A 12,192-nucleotide genomic window follows, 5' to 3' on the forward strand; every position below is an offset into this window, starting at 1 on the left:
GACCGCGGCAAGGGCGTTTATCAGATGCGGGTACGCGGAGATCGGCGTCCCGGTGATGGGGAAGTTCTCCGTGGCGCGCAGGGTGTGGACACCCCAGTAGGCGTCGACGGGCACATCCCGGTCGCCGAGCAGATCGTGCTCACTGCGGGTGACGGCAGTCATGGGCCTGGGGCTCTCTCTCGGGAGGCATGGTGGGTGGCCTTCCGCGCCGCTGCGTGGAAGGCCCCCGCGGTGTCACCGGTGTCGGTACCTGCTCAGAGCAGGCGATCCTTCGCCTTGTAGTAGGCGCCGCCGAAGGGCAGGAACCAGGCGGTGCCGTTGTAGAAGGGGATGGGCACCTTCGGGAAGCCGAAGCCGCGCATCGGGTTGGCCTCGGGCTTGCCGTCCATCATCTCGGCGACCGCGCGGCCCATGTAGGTGGCCATCTGGACGCCGTGTCCGCAGTAGCCCATGGAGTAGTACAGGCCGTCGACCTCGCCCGCGTGCGGGATGCGGTCCCATGAGAAGCCGACCATGCCGCCCCACACGTAGTCGATGCGCACCCCCGCGAGCTGCGGGAAGATCTCGGTCATCTCCCGCTTGAGGATGTCACCGCTCTTGATGTCCGAGGCAGGGTTGGAGGGGGCGAAGCGGGCCCGGCCGCCGAAGGCGAGGCGGTTGTCCGGGGTGAGGCGGACATAGTGGCCGACGTTCTTGTGGGCGACCAGCAGGCGGCCGTTCGGGATGAGCTCCTTGGCGCGCGCCTCGCCCAGCGGCTCGGTGACGATGATGAAGCTGCCGACGTTGATCAGCCGCTTCCGGAACCAGGGCAGCGACTTGTCGGTGTAGGCGTCGGTGGCCGCCATGACCTGCTTGGCGCGGATGGTGCCGTGCAGGGTCTCCACCAGGAAGCCGCCGCCGGGGAGACGGGTGAGGCCGGTCGCGGCGTTGCGCTCGTGGATGTCGGCACCGGCACGCTCGGCGGCGTCCGCCAGACCGCCGACGAACTTGCCCACGTGCAGGCCCGCGCTGAGCGGATCGAGCAGGGCGCCGTGGTAGTAGTCCGAGTCGAGCTCGGCCCGCAGTTCGCTCCTGCTCAGGACGATCGTCTCGTGACCGAAGTTCTCGGCCAGGTCGCGCTGCTTGGCGCGCAGGCCCTCGAAATGCTGGGGTTTGCAGACCAGTCCGAGGCGCCCGGAGCGGTTGAAGTCGCAGTCGATCTGTTCCTTCTGCGTGAGGTCCTCGACGACGTCGACGGCATCGCGGAAGGCGTTGTACAGCTCGAGTGCGCGCTCCTGGCCGTAGCGCTTGCGCGCCTCGGCGGGGCTGATGGTGATGCCCTGGGTGCACATGCTGCCGTTGCGCCCGGAGGCGCCCGAGCCGACCTTGTCCTTCTCGACGAGGACGGTACGGGCGCCCTTGCGGGCGGTGTGGTAGGCGGTGGACAGCCCGGTGAGGCCGCCGCCGATCACCACCACGTCCGCCTCGTCGGGCAGGTCTTTGCCGGAACGGTCGGGCAGGGCGGGAGCTGTGTCCAGCCAGTAGGGGATCTGCTTCATGGCGTGCGTCCTCTGTCTTTCTCAGTCCTGTGTCGCCGGTGCGCCGTTGGTCAGCAGCCGAGGAGCTTCGGCAGGCCCGACAGGTCGGGCAGCTCGTCGTACGGCTGGTAGTCGGCGCTGCCCTTGCGGCCGTAGCGGTTGATCCACACCCGGCGCTTCAGGCCCAGGTCGCGGGTCGGGATGTGGTCGTACTCCCAGCCCTGAGCGACATGGATGACCTGCGACGACTCGACGCCCATGGTCCGGAAGGCGTGCTTGAACGTCTGGCGGTCCGGCTTGTAGGCGCCGGCCTGCTGGGCGGTGATGACGTAGTCGAACTCGACGCCGATGTTCTCGACGTTCCGCGCGATCAGGTTGTCGTCGGTGTTGGAGATGATGGCGATCTCGTACCTGGTCTTCAGCGCGCGCAGGGCCTCCGGCACCTCCGGGAAGGGTCCGAAGGTGGGGACGGCGTCCACGAGGGCCTCGCCGTCGGACTCGCGGTACTCCAGACCGTGCAGGCGCATGGCGTTGCGCAGGCTGGAGTGCAGGATCTCGTGGTAGGGACGGTAGTCCTCCAGGACGGCCTGGAAGCGCATGACGCGGAAGTCGTCGAGGAACTCGTCGACATCCAGGTTGTCCAGACCCAGTCGGTCCTCGATGACCTTCAGGGTCGTGGGGCCGAGCTCGAAGTTGATCAGAGTCGCATAGGCGTCGAAGGTGACGATCTCTCGCATGGTGTTCAGCCTCAGTCTCGCGGGTTTTCAGAGGGTTGGGGGCTTCAGACGACGCGTTCGCCAGGGGCGACGATCGCGTCGAGCACGGCCAGGTCGGCCGGGCTCGGTATCCAGTCGGCCGCTGCCGCGTTGGCGGTGACCTGCCCGGGAGTCATGGCGCCGCAGATGACGGATCCGACGGCGGGCAGGGCGGCCAGTGCGCCGACCGCGACCTGGAGGAGGGTCAGGCCGCGTTCGGCGCCGTATGCGGTGAGCGCCTCGACCCTGTCGAGGGCCGCGTCGGTGAGCCAGCCGTGGCGCCAGGACAGGCGGCTGCCTGGTGGGGGCTCCTCGCCGCGGCGGTACTTCCCGCTGAGCAGGCCGTTGGCCAGCGGGTAGTACGGCAGCAGGCCGAGGCCGTGGTGCAGGCAGGTCGGGATCAGGTCTTGCTCCGCACTGCGGTCGAGCAGGTGGTAGCGCGCCTGGGTGGACACGAAGGCGTCCGTGACCTGCTCGGCCGGTAGGTTGGAGCAGCCGATGTACCGGATCTTGCCCTCGTCGACCAGCTCCTGGAGCGCGGCGACCGTCTCCTCCAACGGCGTGACGCCGTCCGGTTCGTGGTACTGGTACAGGTCGATACGGTCGGTGCCGAGTCGGCTGAGCGATGCCTCGACCGCGTACCGGATGTAGGCGCGGGATCCGCGCGGACCGTACAGGTCGGCGACCCGGCCCATCTCCATGCCGAACTTGGTGGCCAGCACCACGTCGTCGCGGCGGCCCTTGAGCGCGGCGCCGAGGAGCCGTTCACCGTCGCCTCGGAGGCCGCCCCGTTCCCCGGACCCGCCGTACATGTCCGCGGTGTCGAACAGGGTGATCCCCGCGTCGAGGGCGGCGTGGACGACGGCCTTCGTGCCGTCCTCGTCGAGGCGGGCGCCGAAGTTGTTGCCGCCCACGCCGACCACCGAGACGGTCGGGCCGCGCTCTCCGAGCGTGCGGTATCTCATGACCGGTTCCCGAATCCGATGCAGACGTTCTTGGTCTGCAGGTAACTGGCCAGGCCTTCGAGGCCCTTCTCCCTGCCCCAGCCGCTGTGCTTGTAGCCGCCGAACGGCAGCTCGACGCCGGTACCGACGCCGGTGGCGTTGACGTAGACCTGGCCGGCCCGGATGCCCTCGGCCATGCGCATCGCCTTGTCGATGTCGCGGGTCCACACGTACGAGGCGAGGCCGTACGGGCTGTCGTTGGCGATCTCCAGGGCCTCGGCCGCGTCGTCGAACTCGATGACCGTGACGACGGGGCCGAAGATCTCCTCGCGGGCGCACCGGGCTTGGTTGTCCAGTCCGGTGAGGACGGTTGGCCGGACGTAGTAGCCGTCGGCCAGTTCGGGGTCGGCGGGGGCGTCTCCGCCGGCCCGTGCCACGGCGCCTTCCTCCCGGGCCAGTTCCAGGTAGCCGAGGACCCGGTCACGCTGCCGGGCGGCGACCAGCGGACCGACGTCCGGGTCGCTGAGGCCCGGGCCGACGCGCAGCGACGCGGCGTGCGCGACGAGCTTGTCGAGGAACTCCTCGGCGCCGCGCTGGAGCAGCAGCCGGGTGCCGGCCGAGCAGGTCTGGCCGGCGTTGCCGAAGGCCGAGGCCGCGACGGCGGTCAGCGCCAGGTCGAAGTCGGCGTCGGCGAAGACGACGACCGGCGACTTGCCGCCCAGTTCCGTGACGGAGGGCACCACGTTGGCGGCTGCGGCCTGGGCGACCTTGATGCCGGTCGGCACGGAGCCGGTGAAGGTGACCTGGTTGATGTCCGGGTGGCCGGCGAGGGCCGCGCCGGTCTCGCCGTCACCAGGGACGACGTTCAGGACGCCCGGTGGAAGGCCGCATTCCAGGGCGATCCTGCCGATCTCCAGCGGGGTGAGCGGCGCCTCGGGCGATGGCTTGAGCACCACCGTGCAACCCGCGGCCAGCGCCGGGGCGGAGCCCCTCGCGGTGTTCTGGAGCGGGTAGTTGAACGGGATGATCTGACCTGAGACACCGATCGGCTCACGCACCGTGTAGTCGATCAGGCCGGGCCCGAGGGGGATCGTCGAACCGCCGAGCTTGTCGGCGACGCCCGCGTAGAACTCGAAATAGCGGGCCGCCGCCTCGACATCGGCCTTCGCCTGGCGGAGCGGCTTGCCGACGTCCTGGCTCTCCAGGCGGGCCAGCCTTTCGCCCTGGTAGCGGATGGCCTCCGCGATCCGATACAGGATGCGCCCCCGGTCGGCGGCACGCATCCCGGCCCACTCGGGAGCGGTGAAGGCCGCGCGCGCGGCAGCCACCGCCTGGTCCACGTCCGCCTCGCCGGCCAGCGCCACCTGGGCGACGGCCGTGCCGTTCGACGGGTCGAGGACGGTGAAGGAGCGGCCGTCGGCGGCCGGGACCTGCTTGCCGTCGATCAGCAGCTCGGTCAGCTGCAGTTCACCGCTCATGGCCGGATCTCCCCCAGTACCTCGCCGAAGATGACGACCTCGTCGCCCGGGCGGACCGTGCGGATCCGGCGGACCCAGAGCACGATGCCGTCCTGCGGCGCGCTGACCTCTTCCAGCGTGTTGCCGTAGTGGTCGGTGATGGTGGCGATCAGGTCGCCTTCCTTGCATGTCTCCCCCGGCTCGGCGCGGGCGACGAAGAAGCCGCCGGAGGCGGAGCGGGCGAAGGTGCCGGAGACGGTCGTGTAGGTGTCCCGCAGCTCTGCCTCGCCGTCGGTCATGCCGAGGCTGCGCAGGATGTTGCGGATCGAGTTCATGTGGTGCTCGACGTTGGTCTCGCGGTACGTGGCACCGCCGCACTCGATGGTGATGGCGGGCTTGCCGGCTTCGAGGACGGGGTGGCGGACCGTGCCGCCCCACTTGCCGCCCTTCCAGACCAGCTCGTGCCCGGCGGCGAGGGCCAGGTCCGTCGCCAGGTTCTCGTAGCCGCCCTGGAGGATGACGAGGGGGGCGATCTCGCCGTAGGCGCCGCCGGTGTGCAGGTCGACCACGGCGTCGACGGCCGGCACGACCTGCTCGACGAAGGTGGCGGCCAGGCGCTGCGAGTACGAGCCCTCGGCGTCACCCGGGAAGATCCGGTTGAGGTTGAGGTGGTCGATGCCGCTCGCCCGGGCCGCCGCCTCGAATGCCGGGGTGTTCAGGCAGGGGATGCCCACGACCGTGCCGCGCAGGGTGGCCGGGTCGAGCTCGGCGAGGACGCGCCGGATGGCCTCCTGGCCGTCGTACTCGTCGCCGTGCACGCCCGCGTCCACGCACAGGACCGGGCCGTCCTGGGCGCCGTTGACGACGATCAGCGGAATGCCGAGTTCCATGCCGTAGGTGCTGGTGCCGACCGGGATCAGGCCCTGGGCGCGCTCGCCGGGGGCGACGGTCAGCGGACCGATGGAGTACATGTGGTTCCTTCCCAAACGTGGATCAGATGCGGGACGACGCCTCGGCGAGGGTGCCGGCGATGATCGCGGCGATACGATCGAGGAGGGCGCGGTCGCTGATCAGCGGGGGCGCGATCTGCACCAGTGGCGCGGAGCGGTTGTAGACGCGGGCGAGCAGGCCGGCCTCGCGCAGTCGGCGCGGGATCAGGTCGCCGATCAACTCGGTTCGGGCCTTGGCGCTGAAAGCGCCGTCGTCGAGGTCGCCGACGAGTTCGCAGGAGTAGAAGAACCCGGTGCCGCGGACGTCGCCGACGATCGGCAGGTCCTTGAGCGCCGCCATGCGTGCGGCCAGGTCGCCCTGGAGACCACGGACGTTGTCCAGGATCCGGTCCCGCTCCATGATCTCCAGGTTGCGCAGGGCGATGGCCGCGCTCAGCGGGTGCCCGGCGAACGTGTAGCCGTGGTTGAGGACCGCGCCGGGCCGGTTGATGACCTCCGTGACCTTGGCGCCGACCAGGGTCGCGCCCAGGGGGGCGTATCCCGCGGTGATGCCCTTGGCGACGGTGACCATGTCCGGGCGGGCCCCGTAGAGGTCCCCGCCGAACCACTCCCCGACCCGGCCGAAGGCCGTGATCACCTCGTCGGCGACCAGCAGGAAGCCGTACCGGTCGGCCAGTGCCCGCAACCCCTGCCAATAACCCTTGGGCGGGGTGATGCAGCCGCCCCGGTTCTGTACCGGCTCGGCGATGAGCATGGCGACGGTTTCCGGACCCTCGGCCAGGATCGCGGCCTCCAGCTCCGCGAGCAACCACCCCGTGTACACCTCGTCGTCCGCGAACTCCGGCGCCAGGCCGAAGCGGTTGGTGTTCGACACGAACCGGGTGTCGATCACCGGCGGGCCGTAGGGCTGCGTCAGACCGGGGTCGTCGGTGAACGACAGGGTGCCGATGGTCAGCCCGTGGTAGGCGCTGAGCCGGGCGAACGCCTTCACCCGCCCCGGCTCCCCGCGCAGGGCGTGGTACTGGCGGGCGATCTTCCAGGCGGTCTCGACCGCTTCGGCGCCACCGCTCGAGAAGAAGGTGTGCTCGATGTCGACGGGGGCGATCCGGGACAGGCGCTCGGCGAGTTCGATCGCCGTGGGGTGCGCGGAGCCGGTCCACAGCGGGCTGTAGCACAGCTCGCGCAGTTGCCGTTCGGCGGCCTCGGCGAACTCGGGGCCGTAGGAGTAGCCGAGCTGGCAGCAGTACAGCCCCGACAGGCCGTCGATGTAGCGCCTGCCGTCCGTGTCGTCGACGTACGGGCCCTCCCCTCGCTGGACGACGAGGAGGTCTTGGCCCTCGTCGCCGAGCGATCCGTTGGCGGTCATGTGCAGCAGCAAGTGCCGCTGAGCGGTGGCCGCGGTCAGCTGAGCGGCGGCGGTGGTCATACGGCTTCACCGCCGGGGGTGGCGACTCCTACCGTGTTCTCGACGGAGAGCAGGGGGTCTTGTCGTCCGGTGCCGAGCCAGCGCACGAGGGCGACGAGGCCGAGGGCGAGGATGGCGAAGGCGATGAGGATGGCGCTGACGGCGGTGACGCTGGGGTCGATCTCGAAGGTGAGGGAGTTGTAGACCTGCACGGGCAGGGTGACGGTGTCGACGGAGGAGAGGAACTGGGAGATGTAGAACTCGTCGAAGCTGGTGATGAAGGAGAAGACGGCTGCGGCGATCATGCCGGGTGCGGCGAGGGGGAAGGTGATGCGGCGGGCGATGGTGAGGCGGCCGGCGCCCATGCTGGCGGCGGCGTCTTCGAGGCGTTCGTCGATGCCGCGCAGGGTGGCGATCAGGATGAGGACCGCGATGGGTGAGGCGAGCACGGTGTGGCCGAGGGCGATGGCGAGGGGGCTGCCCAGCATCGCGGCGGGCTCGAAGAGCAGGAACAGCCCGAGGGCGGTGACGATCTGGGGGATGACCAGCGGTCCGAGGACCAGGGCGTAGACCGCCGAGCGCAGCGGGAGTTCACTGCGGGTCAGGGCGGTCGCCGCGGTGACGCCGATGATGAGGGAGAACACGGTGCTCAGGGCGGCGACCAGGGCGCTCAGGGAGAGCGCGGCGGGCCATTTGCTGCCGTCGGCGAAGAGGGCCTTGTACCAGTTCAGCGTCCACGTCTGGGGCGGGAACTGTGCGAAGGCGTTGTTGCTGAAGGAGGTGACGACGATGACGACGATCGGCAGCGCCAAAAACAGCAGGATCACGGTGGCGATGGCGGTCAGCACGATCCGCCCGGTCAGGGTTTTGCGCAGCTCGATCATGACGCGCTCCTCTTCTTGCGGCTGGCGCCGAGGGAGCTTGCGAGCTTGACCAGGAGCAGTCCGGCCAGGGTGAGCAGCAGCAGGATGACGCCCTGTGCGGCGGCCCCGTTCCACTGGTTGTCCTTGGTGACCTGCTGGTTGATGAGGGTGGCGATCATCGTCTGCTTGGGTCCGCCCATCAGGGCCGGGGTGATGTAGTAGCCCAGCGAGAGGATGAAGCTGAGCAGTCCGGCACTGGCCAGGCCGGGCGCGACCAGCGGCAGGTAGATGCGACGAAATATGGTCACCCGGCCTGCGCCCATGCTGGATGCGGCCGCGAGCAGGCGGCGGTCCACGCCGCGCATCACTCCGTACAGCAGCAGCACCGTGTAGGGGAGCATCATCGAGGTGGTGCCGATGACCACACCGATCTCGTTGTAGAGCAGCTGGAACGGCGCCCCGGGAACCCGCAGGTCGACCATGGCCTGGTTCACCAGGCCCTTGTCGCCGAGCAGGATGATCCAGCCGTAGGTGCGTACCAGGGCGCTGATGAAGTGCGGGACGACCACGACCAGCATGGCAAGGCCGGCCAGCATGGGCTTGAGCCGGGTGATCGCCTGGGCCAGGAGGAAACCGAAGACCAGGCTGAGCACGGCTGTTTCGGCGGAGATCCGCAGTGTGGTGAACAGGACGGAGAGGTTGACGCCGGTCAGGGCGTCGGCGTACCAGTGCAGGGTGAACGATCCGTCGGCGTTCTTCAGGCTGAGCAGCAGCGTGGAGAAGATCGGGTAGACGAACAGCACCAGCAGGTAGACCACGACGGGCAGCGCGTACAGGATCCCGACACGGGTCCTGCGCGAGGCCAGGAGCTTGCGCGGCCGGGCAGGACCAGCGGTGAGGGTGGCGGCCATGGCTCACCCTCCCTGTTCGGTGGTGGGGAAGAGGTTGACGTCGTCCGGGTCGACGCTGATCCCGACCCGCTCACCGGCGACCGGGCCGCGGCCGGCCGGGACCTCCAGGCGCAGCAGCGGCGCGTCGCCGCCGTCGATGCGCACACCCGCGCGGACCAGAGTGCCCACGTAGGTGGCGGTCTCGACCGTGCCGGTACAGAAGCCGTCATCCGGTGCGCAGGCGCGCAGCCGGCCCGGCTGCACCGCGACCTTCACAGAGGTACCGGAGCCCAGCTGGTGGCGGCGCGCCTTGACCAGACCGCCGGACTGGTCGAGACGGACCAGGGTGTGCTCGCCGTCATGCTTCTCGACGCGGCCGGGCAGGAAGTTGGCCGCGCCCAGGAAGTCCGCCACGAACGCGGTCTTGGGCCGCTCGAACAGCTCCCTCGGGGTGTCGAACTGCTCGATCAGGCCGTTGCGCATCACCGCGATACGGTCCGACATGACCAGCGCTTCTTCCTGATCATGCGTCACATAGATGACGGTCAGGCCCAGTTCCTGCTGGATGGCCTTGATCTCGACCTGGAGCTGGTCGCGCAGCTTCTTGTCCAGCGCGCCCAGCGGCTCGTCCATCAAGATGACCGGCGGACGGTAGACCAGCGCCCGGCACAGCGCGACACGCTGCTGCTGACCGCCCGACAGCTCACGCGGCTTACGGCCGCCGAACCCCGACAGGCCCGCGATCTCCAGCGTCTCCCCCACCCGGCGGCGGATCTCGTCCTTGCCCACCCCGCGCAGCGTGAGCGGGAAAGCGACGTTCTCACTCACCGTCATGTGCGGGAAGAGCAAGTACTGCTGGAAGACGAAGCCCAGACCCCGCTTCTGCGGGGCGAGCCGTGTCACGTCACGGCCTCCGACGGTGATGGTGCCGGAGTCGGGTTCGCAGAACCCGGCGATCATCATCAACGTCGTGGTCTTGCCCGACCCCGAGGCGCCCAGGAAGGTGACGAACTCCCCGGCCGCGATCTCCATGGACGCCTCGTCGACAGCGACGACGTCCCCGTACGTCTTGCGCAATGCCACTACCGACAGCGCTTTGCCACTCGCGGTGGCCGGCGTGTTGCCGGCCACCGTGAGGGACGGTGTTGCAACACCGAATTCAGCCACGAGCCCACTCCAGCCAGCGCTTGGTGACGGCGTCCTCGTTCTTCATCCACCAGTCGATGTCCGCGTCAAAACCCTTGTCGTAGTACTGCGGCGCACCGGCGAGGGCGTTGCGCTCGTCCTCGGTGAGCTTGGCGTAGGCCCCCGGGGAGGACGGGTTCGACGGGAAGGCCTTGGCCAGGTTGGCCTGGCTCTCCGCCCGCAGCGAGAAGTCCATGAGCTGGTAGGCGGCGTCTATGTTGGCCGCGCCCTTGGCGATGGCGTAGCCCTGGAACTGACGCCGCATACCGTTGAGCTGCCGCTCCACCGGGACGCCCTGCTTCTGCAGGTCGGCGATACGGCCGTCCCACACGGTGGACATCGTCACTTCCTGGCGGCTGAGCAGCACACCGGGCAGCGGGCCGCTGTCCCAGAACTTCTTGATGTCCGAGCGCAGCCGGGTCATCACCTTGAAGGCACGGTCCACATCCAGCGGGTACAGCTTGTCCATCGGCACGCCGTCGGCCAGCAGCGCGAACTCCAGCTCGGGCAGGTCACCGTCCGGGTGGACCATCGCACGGCCGCCCTTGAACGCCTTGGTGTCCCAGAAGTCCGCCCACGACTCCGGCTTACGGCCCCCGAACGCATCCGTGCGGTAGGCCATACACGCGCCGTAGAAGCTGCTGCCGATGGCATGGTCGGTGACCTGGGCCTCGGGGATCTTCGCGCTCTTCACGCTCTTGACCCGGTCGGGGTCCAGCGTCTCCAGGGCCCCCTGCTGGACGTACTTGTTGTGCGACATCATCGAGTTGTTGATGAGGTCGCACTGCGGCCGGCCCTGCTTGATCTGCGCCAGCAGCGGAGCGTCGTCCAGGTTCAGCACCTTGACGGTGATGCCGGTCTCCTGCGTGAACGGCGTGTAGATCGCCTTCTGCAGGGCCGCACCGTAGGAACCGCCACTGTCACGGACGACCACCGTCTTGCCGCCGCCCTTGCCACCGCTGCCGGCGACGGACCGGCTGGTACCGGTACCGCAGGCGGAGAGGGTGGTCGCGGCGGCGACACCCGCGGTGACCCCGCCTATTCCTCGCAGGAACAGTCTGCGGTCTATTCGGGCATCTTTCATCGTGTGCCTCCTGGGTGGTGCTGGCCGTGAGAAGTGGAGCGGCTGGGGATGTGGAAAGGGGGGCGGGTGGAAATGGGGGTCTAGGGGCGGGGATCCGCCTCGTCGGAGCCGGCACCCAAACCGGGGGCCCGGAAGGTGTCGGCCCGCGCGGCCGTGTCGGGGTCCCACGGGACGGCGAGGGCGGCGAGTTCGGCACCGGTGGCGACGGTGAGACCGTGCATGCCGTAGAAGATCCGTCCGTCGGCCGGGGCGTGGACGGTGTGCTCTGTGCCGTCGGTCGGGTCGACGATGCGGCCGAGGATGTCGCCCTCGGCGACTTCGCCGATGACGTCGGCGCCGAAGGAGAACTCCGGGTACCACAGGCCGGTGGCCTCGGCGGTGACGCCGGCGGACCAGACCCACTCGCGGATCGTTGCCGGAGCGGAACCGTCCTGGTCGAGGACGCCCAGATGGCGAAGTGCCTTCAGCAGGCCGTCGACACGGCGGAGGGCGGTGGCCTCGTCCCGCCGGCCGAGCTGGCCCACCTCGACGAGGACCGCCGAGACGCCCCGGCGGGCGGCGGCCGCGTGGCTGTTGCCGCCCTCGGGCGTCAGCCCGAGGATGACGTCCTCGATGCCGAAGGAGCCTGCCAGTTCGGCCGTCGCCTTGTCCAGGTCCGGGTCACCGGTGAGGCGGTAGCCGACGAAGTCCCGCAGGACCTGGTCGATGCCGCCGCAGTGCAGGTCGATGTAGACGTCGGCGCCGTCGACCAGGTTCGCGAAGAGCCAGGCGGCCAGCCGCTCGGTGGGGCCGCCGGCCGGGTCGCCGGGGAAGACACGGTTGAGGTTCACGCCGTCGACCGGGGAGACGTTGAGCCTGCCCTGGTACACGGCGGGAGGGTTGGCGACCGGACAGACGATCACCTGCCCGCTCACCTCACAGGGCTCCAGCAGGTCTGCCAGACGCACGGCGGCTTCGATGGGCGTGAACTCGCCGCCGTGCACACCGGCGGTGATGACGACCCGGGGACCCGGGCGGGTTCCGTTGACCAGGGTCACCGGGATGTCCGTGGTGAGGGTGCCGAGAGGGGCCTGGACGGTGCCGCGCGCCTTGGTGCCGGGCCGGGCCTCCAGGGAACCGACGGAGAGGGTGCTGTCCTGCAT

At 69.5% G+C, this 12,192-nt stretch carries 11 protein-coding genes and 1 pseudogene; all 12 read right to left on the minus strand.

Translation table 11 applies throughout. The annotated features are described in order from the left end of the window. Positions 1-162, minus strand: a pseudogene (aspA, locus tag IG99_RS48185) (aspartate ammonia-lyase); the annotation flags it as partial. A 92-nt stretch (positions 163-254) separates the two neighbouring features. Continuing rightward, entirely contained in the window at positions 255-1,538 is a 1,284-nt protein-coding gene (locus IG99_RS37425; RefSeq protein WP_037682335.1) for an NAD(P)/FAD-dependent oxidoreductase, read from the minus strand. A gap of 50 nt (positions 1,539-1,588) precedes the next feature. Beyond that, positions 1,589-2,254, minus strand: a complete 666-nt coding sequence (locus IG99_RS37430) for a haloacid dehalogenase type II (protein ID WP_037682336.1) — start codon at positions 2,252-2,254, stop codon at positions 1,589-1,591. A gap of 44 nt (positions 2,255-2,298) precedes the next feature. Further along, positions 2,299-3,237, minus strand: a complete 939-nt coding sequence (locus IG99_RS37435) for an aldo/keto reductase (protein WP_037682337.1) — start codon at positions 3,235-3,237, stop codon at positions 2,299-2,301. After that, the gene (locus IG99_RS37440; RefSeq protein WP_037682338.1) at positions 3,234-4,694 is read right to left on the minus strand and encodes an aldehyde dehydrogenase family protein; all 1,461 of its coding nucleotides are present in this window, start codon (positions 4,692-4,694) and stop codon (positions 3,234-3,236) included. The genes IG99_RS37435 and IG99_RS37440 overlap by 4 nt, the downstream gene beginning before the upstream one ends. Next, positions 4,691-5,644: a succinylglutamate desuccinylase/aspartoacylase family protein gene (locus IG99_RS37445; RefSeq protein WP_037682340.1), complete on the minus strand. Its 954-nt coding sequence runs from the start codon at positions 5,642-5,644 to the stop codon at positions 4,691-4,693. The genes IG99_RS37440 and IG99_RS37445 overlap by 4 nt, the downstream gene beginning before the upstream one ends. Before the next feature lie 22 nt (positions 5,645-5,666). Then, positions 5,667-7,049: an aminotransferase class III-fold pyridoxal phosphate-dependent enzyme gene (locus IG99_RS37450; protein WP_037682341.1), complete on the minus strand. Its 1,383-nt coding sequence runs from the start codon at positions 7,047-7,049 to the stop codon at positions 5,667-5,669. Beyond that, positions 7,046-7,912, minus strand: a complete 867-nt coding sequence (locus tag IG99_RS37455) for an ABC transporter permease (protein ID WP_037682342.1) — start codon at positions 7,910-7,912, stop codon at positions 7,046-7,048. The genes IG99_RS37450 and IG99_RS37455 overlap by 4 nt, the downstream gene beginning before the upstream one ends. Continuing rightward, positions 7,909-8,802, minus strand: a complete 894-nt coding sequence (locus tag IG99_RS37460) for an ABC transporter permease (protein ID WP_037682343.1) — start codon at positions 8,800-8,802, stop codon at positions 7,909-7,911. The genes IG99_RS37455 and IG99_RS37460 overlap by 4 nt, the downstream gene beginning before the upstream one ends. Before the next feature lie 3 nt (positions 8,803-8,805). Continuing rightward, entirely contained in the window at positions 8,806-9,948 is a 1,143-nt protein-coding gene (locus tag IG99_RS37465) for an ABC transporter ATP-binding protein (RefSeq protein WP_037682345.1), read from the minus strand. Continuing rightward, positions 9,941-11,050: an ABC transporter substrate-binding protein gene (locus IG99_RS37470; RefSeq protein ID WP_037682347.1), complete on the minus strand. Its 1,110-nt coding sequence runs from the start codon at positions 11,048-11,050 to the stop codon at positions 9,941-9,943. Before IG99_RS37470 ends, IG99_RS37465 begins: the two co-directional genes overlap by 8 nt. Before the next feature lie 80 nt (positions 11,051-11,130). Then, complete coding sequence (locus IG99_RS37475) at positions 11,131-12,192, minus strand: succinylglutamate desuccinylase/aspartoacylase family protein (RefSeq protein WP_234312087.1); 1,062 nt, start codon at positions 12,190-12,192, stop codon at positions 11,131-11,133.

The organism is Streptomyces griseus subsp. griseus, assembly GCF_000720255.1.
Taxonomy (GTDB): Bacteria; Actinomycetota; Actinomycetes; order Streptomycetales; family Streptomycetaceae; genus Streptomyces; species Streptomyces griseus_I.